Origin of the sequence: Pseudomonas sp. FeN3W, assembly GCA_030263805.2 — a bacterium.
In the GTDB taxonomy this organism is placed as follows: Bacteria; Pseudomonadota; Gammaproteobacteria; order Pseudomonadales; family Pseudomonadaceae; genus Stutzerimonas; species Stutzerimonas stutzeri_G.
Window position 1 is genome coordinate 2,186,816 of the sequence record CP136010.1, and the last position, 23,249, is coordinate 2,210,064.

16 protein-coding genes and 3 pseudogenes are annotated in these 23,249 nt (G+C 61.1%); 5 read left to right on the top strand and 14 right to left on the bottom strand.

Going from position 1 to position 23,249, the window contains the following annotated elements:
- Positions 1-91: 91 nt before the first annotated feature.
- Genes P5704_010480 through P5704_010495 form a run of 4 tightly spaced genes read right to left on the bottom strand, consistent with a single transcriptional unit; the run spans position 92 to position 3,850 of the window.
- The gene (locus P5704_010480) at positions 92-1,012 is read right to left on the bottom strand and encodes an amidohydrolase family protein (GenBank protein ID WOF80857.1); all 921 of its coding nucleotides are present in this window, start codon (positions 1,010-1,012) and stop codon (positions 92-94) included.
- A 10-nt stretch (positions 1,013-1,022) separates the two neighbouring features.
- On the bottom strand, positions 1,023-2,303 hold the full coding sequence (locus tag P5704_010485) for a TRAP transporter large permease (protein ID WOF80858.1): 1,281 nt from the start codon (positions 2,301-2,303) through the stop codon (positions 1,023-1,025).
- On the bottom strand, positions 2,300-2,794 hold the full coding sequence (locus tag P5704_010490) for a TRAP transporter small permease (protein WOF80859.1): 495 nt from the start codon (positions 2,792-2,794) through the stop codon (positions 2,300-2,302). Before P5704_010490 ends, P5704_010485 begins: the two co-directional genes overlap by 4 nt.
- A gap of 51 nt (positions 2,795-2,845) precedes the next feature.
- Positions 2,846-3,850, bottom strand: a complete 1,005-nt coding sequence (locus tag P5704_010495) for a TRAP transporter substrate-binding protein (GenBank protein WOF80860.1) — start codon at positions 3,848-3,850, stop codon at positions 2,846-2,848.
- Positions 3,851-4,215: 365 nt separating this feature from the next.
- Here P5704_010495 and P5704_010500 point away from each other — a divergent pair, with 365 nt between their 5' ends.
- A complete protein-coding gene (locus P5704_010500; GenBank protein ID WOF80861.1) occupies positions 4,216-5,829 on the top strand; it encodes an amidohydrolase family protein in 1,614 nt (537 codons plus the stop codon).
- A gap of 86 nt (positions 5,830-5,915) precedes the next feature.
- Here P5704_010500 and P5704_010505 read toward each other — a convergent pair.
- Positions 5,916-6,791, bottom strand: a pseudogene (locus P5704_010505) (LysR substrate-binding domain-containing protein).
- A gap of 141 nt (positions 6,792-6,932) precedes the next feature.
- Between P5704_010505 and P5704_010510 the strand changes: the two are divergent.
- Positions 6,933-9,974, top strand: coding sequence for an FAD-binding and (Fe-S)-binding domain-containing protein (locus P5704_010510; GenBank protein WOF80862.1), 3,042 nt, complete (start codon positions 6,933-6,935; stop codon positions 9,972-9,974).
- Between the two features lie 49 nt (positions 9,975-10,023).
- Here the strand turns inward: P5704_010510 and P5704_010515 are convergent, their stop codons facing one another.
- Both P5704_010515 and P5704_010520 read right to left on the bottom strand, forming a co-directional pair.
- Positions 10,024-10,206 carry an AlpA family phage regulatory protein gene (locus P5704_010515; protein WOF80863.1) on the bottom strand — a complete coding sequence of 61 codons (183 nt, stop codon included), beginning with the start codon at positions 10,204-10,206 and terminating at the stop codon, positions 10,024-10,026.
- Positions 10,207-10,435: 229 nt separating this feature from the next.
- Positions 10,436-11,902: a tyrosine-type recombinase/integrase gene (locus P5704_010520; GenBank protein WOF80864.1), complete on the bottom strand. Its 1,467-nt coding sequence runs from the start codon at positions 11,900-11,902 to the stop codon at positions 10,436-10,438.
- Between the two features lie 528 nt (positions 11,903-12,430).
- Between P5704_010520 and P5704_010525 the strand changes: the two are divergent.
- The 3 genes and pseudogenes from P5704_010525 (at position 12,431) to P5704_010535 (ending at position 15,400) form a co-directional block, all read left to right on the top strand.
- A pseudogene (locus tag P5704_010525) lies at positions 12,431-13,569 on the top strand (Fic family protein).
- Between the two features lie 106 nt (positions 13,570-13,675).
- Positions 13,676-14,443: pseudogene (locus P5704_010530) on the top strand (nuclease-related domain-containing protein).
- A gap of 39 nt (positions 14,444-14,482) precedes the next feature.
- Positions 14,483-15,400, top strand: a complete 918-nt coding sequence (locus tag P5704_010535) for an IS5 family transposase (GenBank protein WOF80865.1) — start codon at positions 14,483-14,485, stop codon at positions 15,398-15,400.
- Positions 15,401-15,841: 441 nt separating this feature from the next.
- Here the strand turns inward: P5704_010535 and P5704_010540 are convergent, their stop codons facing one another.
- The 7 genes from P5704_010540 to P5704_010570 form a co-directional block, all read right to left on the bottom strand.
- A complete protein-coding gene (locus P5704_010540) occupies positions 15,842-16,771 on the bottom strand; it encodes an FAD-binding protein (GenBank protein WOF80866.1) in 930 nt (309 codons plus the stop codon).
- Positions 16,772-17,521: an electron transfer flavoprotein subunit beta/FixA family protein gene (locus P5704_010545; protein WOF80867.1), complete on the bottom strand. Its 750-nt coding sequence runs from the start codon at positions 17,519-17,521 to the stop codon at positions 16,772-16,774. It lies immediately after the preceding gene.
- A gap of 39 nt (positions 17,522-17,560) precedes the next feature.
- Positions 17,561-19,036 carry a tripartite tricarboxylate transporter permease gene (locus P5704_010550; protein ID WOF80868.1) on the bottom strand — a complete coding sequence of 492 codons (1,476 nt, stop codon included), beginning with the start codon at positions 19,034-19,036 and terminating at the stop codon, positions 17,561-17,563.
- Between the two features lie 23 nt (positions 19,037-19,059).
- Positions 19,060-19,572, bottom strand: a complete 513-nt coding sequence (locus P5704_010555; protein ID WOF80869.1) for a tripartite tricarboxylate transporter TctB family protein — start codon at positions 19,570-19,572, stop codon at positions 19,060-19,062.
- 59 nt (positions 19,573-19,631) lie between these two features.
- On the bottom strand, positions 19,632-20,618 hold the full coding sequence (locus P5704_010560) for a tripartite tricarboxylate transporter substrate binding protein (GenBank protein ID WOF80870.1): 987 nt from the start codon (positions 20,616-20,618) through the stop codon (positions 19,632-19,634).
- Positions 20,619-20,723: 105 nt separating this feature from the next.
- A complete protein-coding gene (locus P5704_010565; protein WOF80871.1) occupies positions 20,724-21,956 on the bottom strand; it encodes a CaiB/BaiF CoA-transferase family protein in 1,233 nt (410 codons plus the stop codon).
- Positions 21,957-22,027: 71 nt separating this feature from the next.
- On the bottom strand, positions 22,028-23,230 hold the full coding sequence (locus tag P5704_010570) for a 3-oxoadipyl-CoA thiolase (protein ID WOF80872.1): 1,203 nt from the start codon (positions 23,228-23,230) through the stop codon (positions 22,028-22,030).
- Positions 23,231-23,249 lie beyond the last annotated feature (19 nt).

Genomic DNA, 23,249 nt, shown 5'->3' on the forward strand with positions numbered 1-23,249 from the left:
TGGCCGTCCGTCTTCACCTTAAACGCAGCCTTGGTCGCGATCTGCAAGCCCAGTGCAACTTTTGCGTTAGTCTTGACAGACTGACGGCTGATTAAGAGTTATGGTCAAATCCGTATAGCAACGCGGGATTCTCTACTAATATGCGCCGACGCAGTGATGGTGACTCCACGAGTCGCAAGAATTCATCGACGAGGTCACCATCATTTGGAATTGGCGTCGGTAACTGTACGTGGGGCCAGTCCGTTCCAAACAGGCAACGCTCACTATTGGCGTCAACCAAGGCACGGAGCATCGGATCGACGTCAAGGAAAGGGGCTTGGGCGTAAGATGAAATTCTATTGGGCCCGGTTAATTTAACCCAAGCCTTGCCCGAGGCAACCATATTTCTAAGCGCCTTGAAACCTGCGTCCCAAGTTCCCAAGTGGGCCGGCAAGTGGCCAATGTGATCAACCACCACTGCCGTAGGGAGGCCCGTCAGTTTCCGCTCGAGGTCCTCGAAGCGAGATACATCGACGAGGAACTGCACGTGCCAACCGAAGTCGTGGACGCGCTGCGCCAAGGCCTCGACAGCCTTGAAGCTAATACCACCAGGGAATACCAAGTTGATGCGGATGCCCTTGATGCCGAGCCGATTCATGCGATCCAGCTCTCCATCGGTTATTGATGGGTCGACAACGGCAACGCCGCGCCATTCGATGTCATCCCCTGGGGCTTGCGCCGCCAAGGTATCGAGCATGCGGCGATTATCTGTGCCGTAGACGCTAGGTTGGACCAGCACGGCGCGCTGGAAGCCCAGAGTCCTAAGCAAATGTCGGTATGAGGCTTCTGATGCATCCGGCGGCGTATAGCTGCGGTTTGCCTGATAGGGGTACGTTGCCTGAGGCCCGAAAAGGTGGGCATGACAGTCACATGACCCGGCAGGCAAGCTGGCTCGGGGTTTCCGTGGCGATGGATCTGCGCCTGGAATGGTGGGTTCGGCAGGACTGAGCGTCGTCATGAAACTTGTATTCATATCCTTTTCATCAACCAAGCAGACCGGGCAGGAAGAGCGTGACGGCGGGCACGTAGGCCACCAGAGCGACAACCGCCACAAGTACGAGCAGGAATGGCCAGAGGTACCGAGTAACCCGCTCCACGCTTAGGCCACTGATGGTGGAGGCAACGAACAACGAGTACCCCAACGGCGGCGTCACCATGCCCACAGCGAAGTTGATGACCACCATAGCTCCGAGCTGGATGGGGTCGAGCCCAATCTGCGCGCCAACAGCAATGAGCACGCCGCTGAGGATGACCATCGCCGAAACCGTGTCCATCACGGCGCCGAGCACCAGCAGCATCAGATTGAGGAGCAGAAGCAGCAGCAGCGGGTTGCTGGTAATGCCAAGTAGCGCCTCGCTGATCTGGGTGGGAATCTGTTCGCTTGCGATTACCCAGGCGAAGCCGTAGGCCACGACGATGATGAACATGATGATTGCAGTGGTGCGCATCGAGCTGACCAATACTCCAGGAAGGGAGGCCCAAGTCAGATCCTTGTAGACGAAGACGCCGATGCACAGGCTGTAGAGGGCGCCGACAATGGCCGCCTCGGTCGGCGTGAAGATGCCTCCGTAGATGCCGCCCAGGATTACCACCGGGGCGAGCAAGGCCCATATTCCGTCACGCAATGCCCCACCGAGTTCTCTCAGCGTCGCGCGCTTCTCCCGGGGGATATTCAGCCGGCGGGCATAGAGCACACTGACCAGGCAAAACCCGGCTGCCGCCAGCAGCCCAGGAATGATGCCGGCAAGAAACAGCTTGGAGATCGATTCTTCAGCTAGCACGCCCCATATGATCATGGGGATGGACGGCGGGATCATCTGGCCCAGAGGGCCGATGGACGTGGACAACGCTGCGCCGTAGCCCCTCGAGTAGCCGCGCTGCTCCAGTTCTTTGATCATGATCGAGCCGACCGCTGCCGTCGTGGCGGGGGCCGAGCCGGATATCGCCCCAAAGAAAGTGCCGGCCGCGACGGTGGACATCGACAGGCCGCCAGTGAAATGGCCGAAGCATGTCGAGGCAATTCGTACCAGTCGTCGCGATAGCCCGCCTGCGGTCATCAGGTCTCCGGCGAGGATGAAGCCTGGGATGGCCAGCAAGCTGGTCACCGTGCTGCCCGCCAAGAGGCGCTGGACGAGGATCATCGGACTGTAATCGGCCATCCATACGCCGATGGCAGTCAGCAAACCCAATGTGAATGCGATGGGTACGCCGAGCAGTAGCAGCACGAACAACCCTACGATAAGTACGATTCCTATCTCGCTCATGCTTCTGCTCCTTGTTCTTCGGAGATTCGCGCTCGTATCAGCAGTGGCAGTGCATGCAAGAGGATGAGCGCGCCGCTGACCGGCACGGCAGAGCCCTGAAGCCACAGGGGGTAGCGCAGCGCTGGCGAAACCTGATGCGCAGTGAAGGCTGTGAACTGCCAGCCGGCCCCGAGCATCAGCACCCCGAAAACCATCACCAGCACAATGCTGAGCCGCTCCAACATGGCGCGAAACGATGCTGGCAGCAGGTCAACAACCAAGGTGATCCGGACATGCAGTTGTTCGCGCACTAGGACGCTGGCGAATAGAAAAACCGTCCAGCTGAACGCCAGCAATGCCACTTCATCCGTCCAGGAAAGCGAGGCATTGAGTACGTAGCGGTAGAAAACACCGGCTAGCAACGCAAGCGCCATTACCAATGCGCAGATGCATCCGAGTATCGTGGTGGCGGCATTCACCTGGCGGCTAGCTGTATCCAGTAGCTTGTACATAGAGGTACCGTGAGCGTGACGAAAGGGGCCATGGGCAGGCCCCGCGGGGAGTTACTCGGAAACGAGCTTCAACGCCCGATCCAGCACGTCGCTACCGATTCGGTCGCGGTACTGGTCGTAGACAGGTTTGACGGCGTCGCGAAAAGCTTGGGGATCGGTGACATCGTTGATTGCCATGCCTTCGGCCTTGATCTTCTCGATCAGTGCTTCTTCGTTTTGCGCCACGGTCTCACGCTGACGCTCGATGGCCTTACGGGCTGCGCTGCGAACCACCTCTTGCTGATCAGCGGGCAAGCGAGACATGATTTGCTTGGATATGAGCAGCGGCAGAGCGTTGTAGGTGTGATTGGTTAGCGACAGGTACTTCACCGCGCCGGCGTACTTGTTCGCGTAGATTACTGCCAGCGGGATTTCCAGGCCATCAACCGTGCCCTGCTGTACAGCGGTAAAGGCGTCGCTCCATGCCATTGGGATGGGGTTGGCACCCAGTGCACGAAAACTGGCGATATACAGATCGCTGGGTTGAACACGAAGCTTGACGCCCGTCAGGTCGGCCGGCTGCTCGACCGCTCGCTTGTTGTTGATGGTGTGACGAAAGCCCGCTTCAGCGAAACCTAGCCCGACGATGCCCTGCTTCTCCAGCCGGGCAAATAGCTCCGCTCCCAGCTCACCGTCCAAGACACGATGTGCTTGCTGGCTGTCCTTGAAAAGGAAGGGCAAGTCATTGACTTGGAAACTCGAGTCGAGTGTGCCCAGCTGCGTACCGGTAATCACCCCGGCGTCCAGCGTGCCGAACTGCATCCCTTGCAGCATTTCGGTGTCGTTGCCAAGCTGGTTGCTCGGGAAGAAACGAACCTTGAACTGCCCCGGCGCCGCAGCTTCAAGCTCCTCTTGGAAATAATGGGCAGTAATGGCGTAGGGGTCGACGGCGCTATCCGCCGTGGTCCAGCCCAGGCGAATCGTGGTAGCTGCTTGGGACATACTTGCGCCAAGCAATGACGAGGCCATCAACACACAGGTGATGATCTTCCGCGGAAAGTTGAAGTGGAGCGCCATAGCTAATTTCCTTCTTGTTTGAATGAGGGGCTGCCATCTGTCAGCGGTGGGTACCAACTTGTCCTACAAGTAGTGAATCATAGGATTTCCTTGCTTGTAAAGTCGCCGTGAAGAGAGCGGCGAACACGCCGTGAAGGCACCCATACGGCAAAAATGACTTCTCTGGTCATCGACCGAGGGCTGGCTCGACCATTAACGCGGGGACGCGGGGCAGCGGAAGGCGAGCAGGATGTTCATAATCGGCAGCTTTGCGCATCATGGATACGCGCTTGTCAGCGCGCATTGCGCAGGAGGAAGGTTCGACAGTTGGAGCAATCATCGACAATTCAGCCTGCCGGGCTGCCAGGCCTATAGGGATCAAGATAATGACCAAACAAAACCCGACGGGTGGACGGCGTCTGCTTTCAGTGGATATCTCGCGCTATCTGCAAGACGAGATTCTGGAAGGTCGTCTCAAGCCCGGAGACCGCATTCCAACCGAAGCGCAGTTGACCGCTCAATTCGGCGTTGGCCGCAACGTAGTGCGCGAGGCGGTAGCCCGCCTCAAATCTGACGGCCTGGTAGAAAGCCACCAGGGTTTAGGTGCATTCGTATCGGACACGGCTCATCGAAACAGTTTTCGTATCGATCACGAAGAGCTGTCGGACCTGCCGAAACTGCGTCAGTTGTACGAGCTTCGACTCGATCTCGAGGTCGCGGCCGCCGGCATGGCGGCGCGCCGGCGTTCGAGGAGCCAACTGGCTGCGATCAGGCAGGCTTTCATGTCCATGCGTCAATCGGTGGATCAGGGAGCAAACCTGATCGAGGAGAGCCTCGCATTCAAGCGGGCCATTGCCGAGGCGACCGCAAACGAGTATTTCCGCAACTTCATCCTGTTTCTTACGGCTCACATATTCGAGGCGGCTTCGCTGGAGCGCCGCATGGCAAGTTCCAGCGAGCTGGGCAACACACTGCTGCAGGAGTACAAGGCAATTTTTGACGCGATAGCCCTCGGTGATCCGGATCTGGCTCGTCGCGCGGCCTGGCAGCAGATTATCAATTCCGCTGAGCGCAACGGTTTGCGAGGGCTGCATGGCTGGGAAGCCACCCGCATGAGCTCTCTCGGTGGCAGCTACGCTCCGCCCTGTGCGGCGGCCATTGCACCATCGGGCCCTCCCTCTCGGCCCGTCCCTGCTGGGGCATGTGATTGTCACATTCATATAATTGGGGCCCCAACGACGACGCCTTTCACTCCGCACCGCTCATATACTCCGCCAGTAGCAACGCTGGACGACTACAGGCGCATGCAGGCAACACTGGGCCTTCAGCGAGGCGTCATCGTTCAGCCCAGCGTGTACGGCTACGACAACAGCGTGACCCTTGCGGCGTTGCGTGAAGGGGGCCCAAATTTCCGGGGCGTGGTGGTCATCAGCGACCTTACCACCGAAGAAGAGCTGCATGAAATGCACGAACTAGGCGTGCGCGGGGTACGTATCAACCTGATTTATAAGAGCGGCGTCGAAGTGTCGGATGTCACCAGCCTGGCTCGTAAAATCGCCCCGCTGGGCTGGCACGTTCAGCTCCTGACTGATATATCGGAGTTCGCGGATCTGTACGACACGCTCGCAAACCTGCCGGTGGAGGCAGTGATCGATCACATGGGGCACATGCCGGCAAGTACAGGGCTGACCCATCCGGGCTTCGATGACCTGCTACGGCTCACCCGCGAGGGCAAGGTGTGGGTCAAGCTCTCTGGCGCGTATCGCATTACTAGCCGCAGCGACATGCCGTACGTTGATACCGCGCCTTACGCGCAGGCTTTGATCAAGGCGAACCCGTCGCGCATTCTTTGGGCCAGCGATTGGCCGCATGTCTGCCTGACGGTTCCTATGCCCGACGATACGCGCCTGATGGAAGAGTTTTACAGCTGGGCAGGCGACGACGAGGCAATCATCCGCCAAATTCTGGTGGATAACCCTGCGCGCCTTTATGGTTTTTAAGCCTGCTTGCCTAGCTGCTTCTGTTGCTCCGATGTGGGCGCGTTTCCCAGCGGCGCTGTCTTGTTTGAAGAGCTATTTATGTGTGCCTGGAACAACCAAGCCCTGAATGCCTCGAGCGATGGCAGAACGGCGTTACGGGGCGGATACACCAGGCAGTAGGTACGCTGGCTGGGAACGGCATCGCCCATGCTGCGCAAATGCCCCTGGCGCAGTTCGTCTTCCACAAGCAATTGCGGAACCAAGCCTACACCGATGCCGGCGCGTACCGCCTGGATCAAGTGCGAGGTCAACTCGAAATTCGGGCCACTACGCATCCGTTCCGGCGCCAGGCCATGCCGAACGAACCACTCGGCCCAGAGCGGCGGATGGCTGGCGACCTGAAGCAGCACCTGCTCGGCAATGGCCTCAGGGGCAACCGCTTCGTCCCCACATAATGCCGCCGGGCTGGCAACCACCACCATCGACTCGTCCAGCAACGGATGCACCACCAGGCCGGGCTGCTCGGGGCTGCCAACGCAGATGGCTGCGTCGATGTCACCCTCGTCGAAATCCACCGCCTGGATCCGCGAGTGGATGTGCACCTGCACGCCAGGGTTGGCCAGATAGAACTCGTTGAGTCGAGGCAGCAGCCATTTCGAGCCGAAGGTGGGCAGCAGCGCCAGCCGCAGCGTACCGACACCGGAGCCATAAGCCACCGCCTGCAGGGTGGCCTTGCGGATCTGCGTCAACGCGGCCTCCAGTTCGCGCCAGTACAGGCGGCCTACGTCGGTCAGCACGATGCTGCGCCCCTCCCGGCGGAACAGGCTGATCCCCAACTGAGCCTCCAACGATTGCACCTGACGGCTGACCGCGCTCTGGGTCAGCGACAGCTCCTGTGCCGCACGGGTATAGCTTTCATGGCGTGCCGCCGCCTCGAACGCCAGCAACAGGGACATGGAAGGTGTCAGTCGACGGTAATTCATTCATAAACCTCATGATTTTGCGACGAAAAATACAGTTGTAGCACGCGGATGCAGCACGGAAAATCCATGCCTTCCAATAAAGAGCTGGCGCAAACACGTTCACTTAGAGAATGGATAGAAAGCCGGCACGAGGAGCCAATCATGATTGCCCGTATCCCAACCGCTGCCCCCGCCGCGCCCTACATCGCCTTTCTCGACGCCCTGCGCGCGGCCGGTTTTCGCGGGGAGATTGCGCAGGATCACGCCAGCCGCACGGTGCTGGCGACCGACAACTCCATCTACCAGCGCTTTCCGCAGTCGGCGGTGTTTCCCCTCGATGCCGACGACGTGCAGACCCTGGCGCGCGTGGTCAGCGAGCCTGCCCACCACAGCGTGCGCCTCTCCCCCCGCGGTGGCGGCACCGGCACCAATGGGCAGTCGCTCACCGATGGCGTGATCGTCGACCTCTCCCGACACATGAACCGGATCCTCGAGATCAACGTCGAGGAACGCTGGGTGCGGGTGCAGAGCGGCGTGGTCAAGGATCAGCTCAATGCCGCACTCAAGCCGCACGGGCTGTTCTTCGCACCGGAGCTGTCCACCTCCAACCGGGCGACCATCGGCGGCATGATCAATACCGACGCCAGCGGCCAGGGCAGCTGCACCTATGGCAAGACGCGCGATCACGTGCTCGCGCTGGACACCGTGCTGCTCGGCGGCGAGCGCCTGCACAGCGGTCCGGTGGACGAGCAGACGCTGGCGCAGCAGCTGGGGCGGCAGGATCGCATCGGCGACGTTTACCGCTGCGCGGAAAGCATTCAGCGCGAGAAAGCCGACCTGATCGAAGCGCGATTCCCCAAGCTGAACCGCTGCCTGACCGGCTATGACCTGGCGCACCTGCGCGAGCCCGATGGCCGTTTCAACCTCAACAGCGTGCTGTGCGGCGCCGAAGGCTCGCTTGGCTTCGTCGTCGGAGCCAAGCTGAACGTGCTGCCGATCCCCAGGTACTCGGTGCTGGTCAACATCCGCTATTCAGGCTTCATGGATGCGCTGCGCGATGCCCGCGCGCTGATCACCATGACCCCGCTGTCCATCGAGACGGTGGATTCCAAGGTGCTGCTGCTGGCCATGAAGGACATCGTCTGGCACGGCGTCGCCGAGTACTTCCCTCAGGAATCCGAGCGCCCGACGCTGGGCATCAACCTGGTGGAGTTCAGTGGGGATGAGGCCGAAGAGGTCGATGCGCGCGTCTCAGCCTTCATCGACTACCTGCAACGCGACACCTCGGTCGAGCGTCTGGGCCACACCCTGGCCGTCGGCAATGCCGCGGTCACGCGCATCTACGCCATGCGCAAGAGGGCGGTGGGCCTGCTGGGCAACGTCAACGGTGAGGTGCGCCCGCAGCCCTTCGTCGAAGACACCGCCGTACCGCCGGAAAACCTGGCGGACTTCATCGCCGAATTCCGCGCCCTGCTCGACGGCCACGGCCTGGCCTACGGCATGTTCGGCCACGTCGACGCCGGCGTGCTGCACGTACGTCCCGCGCTGGACATGAAGGACCCGGCACAAGCCGCCATGGTCCGACCGATCTCCGATGCGGTGGCCGAGCTCACCCAGCGTTACGGCGGTCTGCTGTGGGGCGAGCATGGCAAGGGCGTACGCTCGGAATATGCGCCGGCCTTCTTCGGCGAGCTGTACCCCTCGCTGCAGGCGCTCAAGCGCGCATTCGACCCGCACAACCAGCTCAACCCCGGCAAGATCGCCACGCCGCTGGATAGCACCGAGCCGCTACTCAAGATCGACGAAGTCACCTTCCGCGGCGAGCTGGATCGGCAGATCGACGAGCGCGTCTGGCAGAGCTACGGCACTGCCGTGCACTGCAACGGCAACGGCGCCTGCTACAACTATGACCCGGACGACGCCATGTGCCCGTCCTGGAAGGCGACCCGTGCGCGCATCCACTCCCCCAAAGGTCGTGCATCGCTGCTGCGTGAATGGCTGCGGCTGCAAGGCCAGGCCGGCGTCGACGTGCTCGCCCCGGGGGCTGACGGTCCCGTGAACTTCCTGCGCTCACTGCCCACCCGCTGGCGCAACACGCGTGGCGATCAGGACGATTTCTCCCACGAGGTTTACGACGCCATGGCCGGTTGCCTGGCGTGCAAATCCTGCGCGGGGCAATGCCCGGTGAAAGTCAACGTGCCGGAATTCCGCTCGCGCTTCCTCGAGCTGTACCATCGCCGCTACCTGCGCCCGCTGCGCGACTACCTGATCGGCTCGCTGGAATTCACCCTGCCGCTGTTCGCCCATGTGCCTTGGCTGTACAACGCGCCCATGGGCTCGTCCTGGCTCAACAGGCTGCTGGCCGAACGTATCGGCATGGTGGACAGCCCGCTGATCAGCGATTTCGATTTCAAGGAAACGTGCCGCCGCTGGAACGTGATCACAGCGACGCCCGAAGTACTAAGCAAACTGGACAGCGAGCAGCGAGAGAAAAGCGTAATCCTGGTGCAGGATGCCTTCACCCGCTATTTCGAAACGCCGGTGTTCGCCGCCTTCATCGAACTGGCCTGCCGGGCAGGCTTCCAAGTATACCTGGCGCCCTACTCGCCCAATGGCAAGCCGCTGCAGGTGCAGGGTTTCCTCGGCGCCTTCACCCGCACGGCACGGCGCACGGCCGGTCGTTTGCAGGCGCTGGCGGGCTTCGACATTCCGCTGGTGGGGCTGGATCCGGCGATGACGCTGGTCTATCGGCAGGAATACACGAAGATCCCTGGACTGGTTTGCCCCGAGGTGCTGCTGCCGCAGGAGTGGCTGGTCAAGGCTCTGCAAGCCCAGCCAATCCCTGCCGAAGCAGCGCCGCAATCCTATCGCCTGCTGGGCCATTGCACCGAGAAAACCAATGCCACACCGAGCGCCGCCCTGTGGAATGACGTCTTCAAACGCGCGGGACTGACACTGGCGGCCCAGGCCACCGGTTGCTGCGGCATGTCCGGCACCTACGGCCATGAAGCGCGCAACCTGCCGACCTCGAAAGTGATCTTCGAGCAGTCCTGGGCCCGAGCGTTGGCGGGGGAAAACGAAGCCGAACCGCTAGCGACCGGCTACTCCTGCCGCAGCCAGACCTCGCGCTTCCACGACAGCAAGCTACGCCACCCGATCCAGGCTCTGCTGGATCACTTCCAGGCAGGCGCGACAACCACCTGAACAAAGCCGTCACTCGGGTAGCCCGACCCCAGGCGACCGGCTTTTTGACTTACCTCGCGGCAGCGGCTGCTGCGATCCATTCGTCGACCTCATGTTTGAGCCATCGACTGGCCCGCCCGATCTTCACCTGCTTGGGAAAATCGCCGTCCCTGATACGGCAGTAGATACTCTTCCTGCTCAGACCAACCTTGCGGCTGACGCTGGAAAAATCGAGAAGAACCATTTCAGGCATGGCACACCCCCGGGCCCTGGAAATGCGGGAGTGCTGATGCGAGCGCTTGTACTAGCGTGAAAGTCATGATGATGCCTCACCCGGATGAGGCCTTCTTGGCGTGGCTTCTACTCTGTCCATATCCAACCCGCGATACTGTGAGTAGACAACAGCGCGGAGGTGCTACGTCTGCGGTTCCGGAACACCGCATACACTGGAAATTTATACATATATTTAAAAGTGTCAAGAGCTACGCGTCTGAACCGGTGTCAGGCGTGTCGAGCAGGCGCCCAAGCGCCGCGTCGTAGGCCGCCATTGTTAGACGCATTTCAGGCAGCTTCGCTTCGGGATTGTTGCGGTAGTGCTTACCGACAACACCTGTCTGCCCATGTGATTGCAGGGCGTCGCTGTCAAAGTTCTTTATTCCGTGGCGCTGCATAAACTGCGTGCATGTACGACGGATATCTCGCGGTGTGAACTTGGGAATGGGCTCACCATCCAGCTTAGCGTGCGAAGTCTCACGCCATTCCGATACCGCATGAGGCAAGCTGGAAGGATGAATCGGTCGTTGCCCATCGATGCTCCAAGGGTAAACTGCCCCCTCTGGCTGCTGGGCTCGTACTTCCTCCAAGATTTGCAAAGCCCGCTCGCTCAGAGGGACGATATGAAGCCTCTTTTTCCCACCGCGCCCCTTGCTGTCGATGATCTTCACGTATTTCTTTTTTAGGTCGTAGCTGTGCCAGGGCTCCCGAATAAACTGGAAAGGGCGCTGCCCGGCAGTGGCGAACGCAAAGAGAAAAGCCCGGGCCATGATCGGCCCGACCGACTCGATTTGGGTGATTGTTCGCCAGAACTGCTTGAGCTCTTCGTCAGTTAGCGCACGCTCTCCGGGCTTCGATGTGTTGGGCACAACGACGGCATCGGCAGGGTTCATTTCCAGACCGTAGCTTTTCTGGCTGCTTCGGTCGATATGATGCTCAGCGCGCAGGCCGTAGTTGAACGCAGCCACCAGAAATGAGCGCACTTTCCCAGCCTGGCGGGTCGCTCCGCGATCCCAGATAGGCTTTAGGAGAAGCTTTACGTGCTCGGGTTTAACGTCCTTGGCTTTTATTGCCATGACATCGACGGGCTCTCCATCCACGCCAACTTTCACCCCCTCTAACTCATTGGCTAAAACTCGCTCAAACTCCTTGACCTGCTGCTCGGAGACCTCGTTACGCTTGCGGTCTTCTATGTAGTCGCGAAACAGCTCGGAGAACGAGCCCTTGGATGCCTCAAGGGCTGCGAGGCGCTGCTGCTCATATTGCTGCCGCTTGAGCTCGGCTTCGTCGGCCTCTTTCTCGGCTGCACACCTCGCCAGATAGACCTTGATATCACCGTGTTCGGCGGCAATCCTTGCGTAACCCATGGCCTGCTCACGCAACACTGACAGACTTAGGCCGGGACTCTTCGGTGTTTTCTTGAAGGTTCCAAGTTTGATCTTTTGCTGTTGCCCACGATCCCGGCGGCGGTAATACGCTTCAATCGCACCAGACTCACGGCAGGTAAAGAGGATTGCGCCACTACCGCGTCCTGGTAACGAATCTGTAGCCGTTTGGCCTGACCGGAGAGCCCTGAGTTCTACATCAGTTAGGAATTTTCGCCCACTCACCTTTCCCGAAACCGTTGTCATATGAGTACCGTTTTGCGTACCGCTCTGAAGGTCATGCCAGGCCACGACCGGATCCAAGGAGAAACAATAACCCCTTGAAAACAGGGTAACGCGCTGCGATAGCGTTTTAACGGTACACAAACAGAAACAGCCAGAAACCCGACTTCAGATGCCTCATAATCCTTTGGTCCACGGTTCGAGTCCGTGTGGGCCCACCACCTTCAAAGCCGCGCATTGCGCGGCTTTTTCATGCATGCAAGAAAAGCAGCCGCACCAATCCTGTAGCCTAAAGGGAGCAATTCAGTACAGCGCGGTGCAGCGGTGCAGCGGTGCATTTTGGGAGCAGGGAAATATGGTCGCCATCATCAGCCACAGTCCATGGACGGTGGCCGGAGAGTCGAGCCCGATGGCAGCCGAATAACAGGGGCAGGAGCCTGGTCATGCCAGCCAGCGTTTCGGAGCGAAGTACTGAAGCGCCTTCGAGAACTGGACCAACAGCGCTGGTCAAGTACGCCACTCACGCCAGGCGAGCAGGGTGAGGATTCGACAGTGAGCCGAATAGGCTCGCTAATCGGCTCATAGATGAACACCCTAATGAATGACCCGCTCTGGTTCTGGCAGCAGCCCAATTGGCCACACTTCAGCTGGCAAGCCGAAGCGCTCGCCCCGCTGCTGCGAGCCTGCAGCCAGGCTCAGGGGCGTTTGTTGGGAATGCTCTGTGCGGTGGGGAGTGACACCGAAGTACAGAGCAGTCTGGATGCCATGCTGCAGAACATCGTCACTTCTTCAGCCATCGAGGGTGAGCAGCTGAACGCCGGTTCGGTGCGCTCATCATTGGCGCGGCGCCTGAGGTTGAACGAAGAAGGCCGGACCACCTCACGCTCCGAAGGCCTGGCGGAACTGCTGCTCGATGCCACCCACGCGCATCAGCAGCAGCTGGAGATGCAGCGACTTTTCACCTGGCACCGTTGGCTATTCCCCAGCGATGACCCACTGCTGGCTCGACCGCTACACATCGGCACACTGCGCGGCGACGAGCCCATCCAGGTGGTTTCCGGTCGCATCGACCAACCGACCATACATTTCGAAGCCCCTCCCTGCGCAGGGCTGGAAGCGCAACTGGCGGACTTTCTCGCCTGGTTCGAAAGCAGCCGCAGCGATGCCAGCCTCGATCCCTTTCTGCGTGCCGGTATCGCTCATTTCTGGTTCGTCGCCCTGCCCCCTTCGACGACGGTAACGGTCGACTTACCCGCGCCATCACCGACCTGGCATTGGCTCAGGGCGAACAACAGGCCATCCGCTTTTACGCCATGTCCGCGAGCATCCTCGACAACCGCGCCGGTTACTACCGCATCCTCGAAGCCAGTCAGAAAGGTGGGCTGGATATCACCAGTTGGCTGCAGTGGTTTCTCGCAACCTTACTCAACAGCCTGGAGCAGGCCCTTGCTCGTATCGATCGCGTGCTGGTCAAGGCGCGCTTCTGGCAGGCACACCGCAGCCAAACCCTATCGGCGGAGCAAGTCAAAGTGCTTAACCGCCTGCTCGATGGCGGCGAGAGAGGCTTCGAGAACGGCATCAGTGCCGCGCAATACCAGGCCGTAGCCAAAGTCTCGAAAGCCACCGCCACGCGTCATCTGAGCGATCTTATCGAGAGGGGCTGTCTCGCCCGGCTGCCCGGCGGCGGGCGCAGCACGCGTTACCGAATACAACACTTGGCAAACGCTCAAGGCTGACCCCGCAGCGACAAAGCAGCACACCAGAAGCATTGCGATACCATAGTGCCATTACGCCAAGTGTCGGTACTATCCGGTTAACTCAGGTATCACCCAGGGACAGGAAATGGACTTCATCCCCATCATCGCCCAGGTCTGGGGCATGCTGGCCTGGTTCATCCCGGCTGAACTGCTGATCGGCCTGCTCAAGTCGCCGTGGGCCAAGGGGCATATTGGCGAACTCCTGGTGCGGCTGTTCGCCCACTGGCAGCTGGACAAGCAAACCTATCGCCGCCTGCACAACGTCACGCTGGATACGCCAGACGGCACCACGCAGATCGACCACGTATTCCTCTCGCCCTACGGCATCTTCGTGCTGGAAACGAAGAACATGAGTGGCTGGATCTTCGGCAGCGAGAAGCAGGCGCAGTGGACGCAGAAGCTCCACAAACGCACCTTCAAATTCCAAAATCCGCTGCGGCAAAACTACAAGCACCAAAGCCCTGGAAGCCACCCTTGGCGTCAGCCCCGAGCACCTGCACTCGGTCATTACCTTCGTCGGCGGCAGCACCTTCAAGACCGAAATGCCAGCCAACGTGACCCAGGGCATTGGCTTTATCCGCTATATCCAGTCATTTCAGCAGCCGGTATTCAGCGAGGCCGAAGTCGACGCCATGTTGCACGCTCTGCAAGCCGGCCGACGCTCGCCACCCACCGCGAGCATGTGCAAAACCTCAAGCGCCGGAGTGATCCGACAGCCGAGCGGCAATGCCCGAAATGTAGCAACGCCCTAATGATACGTACCGTGAAATCAGGTACGAAGGCGGGGCAACAGTTTTGGGGATGCTCGATTTTCCCTAAGGATGTTCTGAAAAAGACTTCCCGAATCTGTTGAAATACGCCGAACCCGTTGCCCGAGTTTCCCGATGAAGCAATGACCTTCGCCGACGCCGAGTACGCCGGCAAGCGCAAGCAGACCCGCAAGGAGTTGTTCCTGATCGAGATGGATCAGGTGGTGCCGTGGAAGGGTTTGATTGCCCTGATCGAGCCGCACTACCCCAAGGGTGAAGGTGGCCGTCCGGCGTATCCGCTGATGGCGATGCTGCGCGTACATCTGATGCAGAACTGGTTCGGCTACAGCGATCGGGCGATGGAAGAAGCGCTCTACGAGACCACCATCCTGCGCCAGTTTGCCGAGCTGAGCCTGGAGCGCATTCCCGATGAAACAACCATCCTCAATTTCCGTCGCCTGCTGGAGAAGCAAGAGTTGGCGGCTGGGACTCTGGCGGTGATCAATGGTTACCTGGGCGACCAAGGGCTGTCGCTGCGCCAGGGCACCATCGTCGATGCCACGCTGATCCATGCGCCGAGTTCGACCAAGAATCAGGACGGCAAGCGCGACCCGGAAATGCACCAGACGAAGAAGGGAAACCAGTATTACTTCGGCATGAAGGCGCACATCGGCGCCGATGCCGAGTCCGGCCTGGTGCACAGCGTGGAGGGGACGGCAGCCAACGTTGCAGACGTTACCCAAGTCGACAAACTGCTGCACAGAGAGGAAAACATGGTGGGTGCCGACGCGGGTTACACCGGCGTCGAGAAGCGCCCGGAACATGAAGGCCGGGAGGTGATCTGGCAGATCGCGCCCCGCCGCAGTACGTACAAAAAGCTGAGTAAGCGCAGCGCGCTGTACAAAGCCAAGCGCAAGATCGAGAAGGCCAAGGTGCGCGCCAAGGTCGAGTCCCCCTTCCGGGTGATCAAGCGCCGGTTCGGTTATGTGAAGACACGCTTCCGTGGCCTAGCGAAGAACACGGCGCAGCTGGTGACATTGTTTGCCCTGTCGAACCTGTAGATGGCGCGCCGACATTTGCTGACGAATGCAGGAGAGCTGCGCCTGTAAGGCGGGAAATGGCCGCCGAGAGATGTGCGCGGCGGCTAAAAGCACAGGAATGAGCGGGTGATCTGATCGTTTTTGATCAGTTTGCCATGCTTCAGAATCGGCGGAGGCTGAAGTCGACCAGAAATGCAGGGCTACTTCAGACCATCCCTTGGTCCACGGCTCGTTCTACAGCAGCCAAGTGGACGGCGCAGATTAATGAAGAGGAAACGGAGCGTGCTGGTGAACCGCCAGGCCTGGAGCGCTCGCCCACACGCGCCCGACGAGTTCATCGGTGGATTTTCAAGCAGGGACTGTCGCGAACGGCAAGCGCACTGCGCGGATTGCATCAGTCTCGTCTGCGACTCAGCACGAGGAACGAGGCTCCGCTAGCGCAGGGCGGATTGGCTTCCAACTTTAGATGGCGTTTTCCAGCTCCGGCACGATCTCGAACAGATCGCCCACCAGGCCGTAGTCGGCAACCTGGAAGATCGGGGCTTCCTCGTCCTTGTTGATCGCGACGATCACCTTGGAGTCCTTCATACCTGCCAGGTGCTGGATGGCACCGGAGATACCGACCGCGATGTACAGCTGCGGCGCAACGATCTTGCCGGTCTGACCGACCTGCATGTCGTTCGGCACGAAGCCGGCGTCGACCGCGGCACGGGAGGCACCAACTGCCGCGCCGAGCTTGTCGGCCAGCGAGTACAGGTGCTTGAAGTTCTCGCCGTTCTGCATGCCGCGCCCGCCGGAAACGACGATCTTGGCAGCGGTCAGCTCGGGACGATCCGACTTGGCCAGCTCTTCGCCAACGAAAGCGGATTTGCCGGCATCGCCAGCCCCGGAGATCTGCTCGACCGCAGCAGAACCGCCGGTGGCATTCACGGCATCGAAGCCGGTCGCACGAACGGTGATGACCTTGATGGCAGCGCTGGACTGCACGGTAGCGATGGCGTTACCGGCATAGATCGGGCGCTTGAAGGTATCGGCGCTTTCAACCGCGATGATCTCGGAGATCTGGTCGACATCCAGCTGGGCAGCAACGCGCGGCAGGAAGTTCTTGCCGTTGGTGGTCGCTGCCGCCAGCACGTGGCTGTAACTCTTCGCCAGGTCGGCGATCAGCGGCGCGACGTTTTCCGGCAACTGATTGGCGTAGGCCGCGTCATCGGCGACCAGCACCTTGGCCACGCCTTCGATCTGCGCGGCTGCTTCGCCGATGGCACCGCAGCCGCTGCCGGCTACCAGTACGTGGATGTCGCCACCGATGGCCTTGGCGGCGGCAACGGTGTTCAGAGTAGCGGCCGCGAGGACGGCATTATTGTGTTCAGCGATAACCAGGATAGTCATTTAGATTACCTTCGCCTCGTTCTTCATTTTCTCGACCAGTTCAGCCACGGACTTGACCTTGATACCGGCGCTGCGGGCAGCCGGCGCTTCGACTTTGAGGGTCTTGACGGTCGACGTGGTGGTGACGCCCAGCGCATCCGGAGTCAGCGTTTCCAGTGGCTTCTTCTTGGCCTTCATGATGTTCGGCAGCGACGCATAGCGCGGCTCGTTCAGACGCAGGTCGGTGGTGACGATCGCCGGCAGGTTCAACGCGACGGTCTGCAGGCCGCCGTCGATTTCGCGGGTTACGTTGACCTTGTCACCAGCCACTTCGACCTTGGAGGCGAAGGTGCCCTGAGCGTAGCCGGTCAACGCGCCGAGCATCTGCCCGGTCTGGTTGTTGTCGCTGTCGATCGCCTGCTTGCCGAGGATGACCAGCTGCGGCTGCTCCTTGTCGACCACGGCTTTGAGCAGCTTGGCGACCGCCAGGGAGTTCAGTTCGTCGTTGGACTCGACCAGCACGGCGCGATCGGCGCCCAGCGCCAGCGCAGTGCGAAGCTGCTCCTGAGCAGCAGTCGGACCGATAGAGACGACAACGATTTCGCTCGCCACGCCCTTCTCTTTCAGGCGTACGGCTTCTTCCACGGCAATTTCGCAGAAGGGGTTCATCGACATCTTGACGTTGGCGAGGTCAACGCCGGAATTGTCCGCCTTTACGCGAACCTTGACGTTGTAATCGACCACTCGTTTGACGGTTACCAGTATTTTCATGAATGTCTCCGATTGCAGGCACACAGGGGGTGGTGGCGATCAATGGGTGCGTAGCGATTGAATGTAGCGGTGCAAGGCAAAGCCCAGGGAAAGCACCGTCAGGGCGATGAAGAACCAGTCGATGGGGCCACGAACGAACACATCGAAATTGTTATTGCTGATCAGCAACGAGCGGCGGAAGTTGTCTTCCAGCATCGGCCCCAGGATGAAGCCGATCAGGAATGGCGCCGAGGCGAATCCGGTGCGATTGAAGATGAAGCCGACCAGGCCGAACACCAGCATGACCGCGATATCGAAGGTGCTGTTGTTCACGGCGTAGGCGCCGTAGATGCAGAACATCAATACGATGGGGAACAGGATCTGCTTGGGCACATCGGCAATGAGGGAGAAATACCGGATCGCCAGCTTGCCGGTACCGAACAGCACCACGGAGCTGAGCATGATGCCGCAGAACAGGGCGTAGATCAGGTTCATGTTTTCCTGGAACAGGATCGGTCCTGGAGTCAGTCCATGGATCATGAAGGCGCCGAGGATGATCGCGGTGATCACGTCGCCGGGGATGCCCAGCGACAGCAGCGGAATCATGGTCGCACCGGCGACCGCGTTGTTGCCCGCCTCGGCCGCGGCCACACCTTCGATTTCGCCCTTGCCGAAATTGTCCCGGTTGGGCGAGTTGCGGCGTGCTTCCGAATAGGAGATGAACGAGGCGGCAGTCGCGCCGGTACCCGGAATCGCACCGATGATCACACCGATGAAGCTGCCGCGAATGATGCTGCGCATGCTGCCCTTGAGTTCCTGCCAGGTCACGTCGGCACCGGACACGGCGGTCTGGATGTGCTCACGAGCGCGCGACAGATAGAACTCGAGGATTTCGGGAATGGCGAACAGACCAATCAACAGCGGGATGAAGTTGATGCGATCCATCAGGTTGTAATTGTCGAAGGTCAGGCGCTCGGTGCCGTAGACCGGGTCCATGCCCACCAGCGCGAGGATCACGCCCAACGCCGCGGCGATCAGCCCTTTCATCACCGAGTCGCCGGAAACGGAGATGATGATGGTCAGCGAGAAGCAGATCAGCCAGAAGTATTCCGGCGGTCCGAAGCTCAGCGCCAGCTTGGCCAGGTAGCCGGCTAGGAAGATCAGCGACAGGTTGGAGATGAAGTCGGCGATGCAGGACGCGTACAGCGCCATGGACAGTGCCTTCTTGGCCTCCCCCTTCTGCGCCATCGGGTAACCGTCCAGCAGGGTGCTGGCCGATGCCGGGGAACCGGGGGTGCGGATCAGGATGGCGGTGATCGAACCGCCATACATGCCGCCCTTGTAGATCCCGACCAGCAGCAGAATCGCGGTGACCGGCTCCATGCCGAAGGTGAACGGCAGGGCCAGGGCTACCGCCATGGTTGCGGTCAGCCCGGGAATGGCGCCGATCACGACGCCGATGACCACGCCGAGCGCGATCATCAGGATGTTTTCCACGCTCAGGAAAAGGCTGAGCACCTCGAGGATCTGGTCCATTTCATAGTCTCATCAGGCGGGACTCAATATCCCCAGAGAGAGCCGTAAGGCAGGGGAACATTCAGGCCATAGTCGAAGGCCAGGCAGATGCCGACCGGCATCGCGACACCCAGCAGATAGATGCCGATGCGCCTGACGTCCATGGCGATGAACAGCAACATGGTGGCCAGCACACCGCATACCGCCGCGCCGATCGGCTCGAAACCGAAGTAGTAAACGGCGAAGGCCAGTATCGGCAGCAGCCACTGGCGGACCGGCAGATCACGCAGGCGAGTGTTGCTTTCAACCCGGGCGCGCTCCGGGCCGAACAGCATGCCCAGCACCAGGCCGATGCTGAGCAACAGGATCAGCCAACCCATGATCTGAGGAAGGATCAGCGGCGACAGCAGAGGAGACTGCAGCCGGCGAGGCTCCACGATGTACTCCGGAACCAGATAAAACAGAAACGCAAGGGATGTCGCGATCAGAATCAGGCTGACAGCCGCATCGGCGCTGGCAAGCCTGGACGCTCTCTGGTGAATAGTCGTGTTTTTCATAATCTACCCAGTCAGACAGGGGCGTCGCCTGCGGCGACGCCCTGCGAAGCTGCAGTGGTTTATTCGCCGAGGCCGGCGGCTTCAACCAGATCAGCCCACTGCTTGATATCCCGCTCGACCATGGCCTTGAACGCGTCACCCGACTCCTTGCCGGCGACAGCGCCCAGCTGAGGCAGGAAGTCCTTGAACGCCTGGCTTTGCATGACGCTGCCCACCGCGGCCTGGAGCTTGCCGTAGGCCTCGTCGGACATCGATTCGCTACTGATGAGACCGAACCAGGCTGAGGTCGCGAAGTCAGACAGCCCCTGCTCGGCGCCAACGGACTGCACGGTCGGCGCGTCCGGCAGGAAGGGAGACGGCTCACTGGTGGTCACAGCCAGTACTCGCAGTTGCCCGGACTTGATCATCAGGTACACGGTCGGCAGGTTCTCGAACGAGAAGTCCACGTCGCCGGCCAGCAGCGCCGGAAGTGCCTCGCCGCTCCCACGGAACGGAACGTGGGTCATGTTCTGCGCGCCGATCTTGGCCTTGAACAGTTCACCCGACATATGGATGGAGCTGCCGATGCCGGGCGAGCTGAAGGAGAGCTGCTCGGTTTTCGCCGCCTGCACAAACTCCTGGAAGGTCTGGAACTTGCTCTTGGCCGGTACGACCAGGACGTTGGGGATGTCGATGACATTCTGAATGAAGCGGAAGTCCTTTACCGGATCGTAGGACAGCGGGTACAGGCTCGCGCCAACGGTGTGCCCCGGCGAGGCCATCAGCACGCGGTAATCGGCATCGCGCTTGGAAACCCGGGCCAGCTGCGCGGTGGCAACCGTGGTACCGGCACCCGGACGGTTCTCGACGATTACCGTCACACCCAGTTCCGTGCCCAGCAGGTCGGCCACCCGACGGGACAGGATATCCGTGGAGCCGCCAGCGGCATACGGAACGACCAGCGTGATGTTTTTGGCCGGCCAGTCGGCAGCCTGGGCAGTCGAGGCCATCAGCGGAAGGAATACGGCGGTGCTTGCCGCCACCAGCATTTTCATCAGCTTGTTCATATTGTCTCTCTTATGATTGGGTATTTGCTGATCCGGTGCATGCCGCGACATGACCGGTTGGACGTCCGGCTCGAGCAGTGAGCCCGCACCGGTTGACGAAATGGGCTATTCGAGTTGCTCGATGACCCCCTTGCTTTTCAGAACCTCCAGCGCATCGGCCGAAAGCCCAAGCCGGGACTTCAGCACCTGCTCCGTGTGTTCACCGAGCATCGGTGCCGGCCGCTTGTACTCGACCGGAGTATCGGAAAGCTTCACCGGGCTGCCGACCATCCTGAAGTCCGGGTTCATGGCGTGCGGGATGTTGACCAGCATGTCGCGGGCCAGCACCTGCGGCTCGGCCAGGGCACGGCCGATGTCGTTGATCACGCCGACCGGCACCTTTGCCGCGTGGATCCGGCTCACCCAATTGTCGGCGGTATCCTTCAGGAAGCGTTCGGCGAGCAACCCGACGATGGCCTCGCGGTTACGCACGCGATCGGCGTTCCTGGTGAAGCGCGGGTCCAGCGGCAGTTCCGGCAGGCCGATGGCATCGCACAGGGCGACGAACTGGGTGTCGTTGCCGCAGGCGATGATGAAATCCATGTCGCTGGCAGTGAACACCTGATACGGCACGATGTTCACGTGGGCATTGCCCTGGCGCCCCGGCGAGCGGCCGGTGCTCAGGTAGTTCTGGCTCTGGTTGCCCAGGGCCGCCACCTGTACGTCCAGCAGCGCCATGTCGCAGTGCTGGCCGCGGCCCGTCTTCTCACGGGCCAGCAGCGCGGCCTGGATGGCGACGGTCGAATACAGGCCGGTCATCACGTCGGCCACGGCCACGCCTACCTTCTGCGGGCCGGCCCCCGGCATACCGTCCTTCTCGCCGGTGACGCTCATCAGGCCACCCATGCCCTGGATGATGAAGTCGTAGCCGGGCTCCTCGGCGCGCGGGCCGGTCTGGCCAAAGCCAGTAATCGAGCAGTACACCAGGCGCGGATTGACCTGGGACAGGCTGGCGTAATCCAGACCGTACTTGGCCAGCGAGCCTGCCTTGTAGTTCTCGATCAGCACGTCGGAGGTAGCAGCCAGTGCGCGCACCAGTTCCTGGCCTTCCGGTGTGGCGATGTTGACGGCCACCGACAGCTTGTTGCGGTTGGCGGACTGGTAATAGGACGCCTCGATGCTGTTCTCGCCGTCCGGGGTTTTCATGTAGGGCGGGCCCCAGCCACGGGTATCGTCGCCCACGCGCGGGCGCTCGACCTTGATCACTTCGGCGCCCAGGTCGGCCAGAACCTGACCGCACCAGGGACCCGCCAATACACGACTCAGGTCCAGCACCCGAATCCCATTCAATGCACCCATGTCTCTTACCTTTCTAACGCGGCCGGCGCAGAACTCCGCCGGCCTGGTTCACATGGCCAAAGGCCTTTTGCTCAGACGCGCTCGATGACGATGGCCAGGCCCTGGCCGACACCGATGCACAGGCTGATGACCGCATAGCGCTTGCCGCTGCGCTGCAGCTCACGCGCGGTGGACAGCGCCAGCCGCGCGCCAGAAGCCCCCAGCGGGTGGCCCACGGCGATGGCGCCGCCGTTGGGATTGACGCGCGGATCGTCGAACGCCACGTCCAGGCCCTTCAGGCAACCCAGCACCTGGGAGGCGAAGGCTTCGTTGATTTCGATGATGTCCATGTCGGCCAGGCTCAGGCCGGCGCGGGCCAGCGCCTTGTTGATGGCGTCCACCGGGCCGACACCCATGATGCGTGGCTCCACGCCGGCGACCGCCGCCGACAGGATGCGCGCCATGGGCTTGAGGCCATGCTTCTCACCCGCGGCCTGGCTGCCGATCAGCAGCGCGGCGGCACCGTCGTTCACGCCCGAGGCATTACCGGCAGTGACCACGCCGTTCTCGAACAGCGGGCGCAGTTTGGCCAGTGCGGCCATGTCGGATTGCGGACGCGGATGCTCGTCCTCGGCGATCACGTTCGGCGGGGTCTTGCGCCCGGTCGGCACGCTCACCGGCAGGATTTCCTCGGCGAAGAACCCCGCCTGGCGGGCGGCCTCGAACCTGGCTTGCGACGCGGCGGCGAAGGTGTCGGCCGCTTCACGGCTGATGCCGAACTCGCGGGCCACGTTGTCGCCGGTCTGCGGCATGCTGTCGTTGCCGAACCGCTCGATGAGCTTCGGGTTCGGGAAGCGCGCGCCGATGGTGCTGTCATACATCGTGAAGTCGCGGCTGTAGGCCTTTTCCGCCTTGGCCATGACGAACGGGGCACGGGACATGCTTTCCACGCCGCCGGCCACGAACAGCTCGCCCTCGTCGCAGGTGACGGCGCGGGCGGCATCGATCACCGCGGCCAGGCCGCTGGCGCACAGGCGATTGACGGTCTGGCCGGGCACGCTGACCGGCAGGCCGGAGAGCAGCACGGCGTGACGGGCGATGTTGCGGCTGTCCTCGCCGGCCTGGTTGGTATTGCCGAGAATCACGTCGTCGACGGCGGCGCCGTCGATTCCGCTGCGGGCGATCAGCTCGCGAATCACGTCGGCAATCAGGTCATCCGGGCGCACCGGCGCCAGACCACCGCCGTGGCGTCCGAAGGGTGTACGCAGACCTGCGTAGATGTAGGCGTTCAACATGACGATACCTGTATAGAAA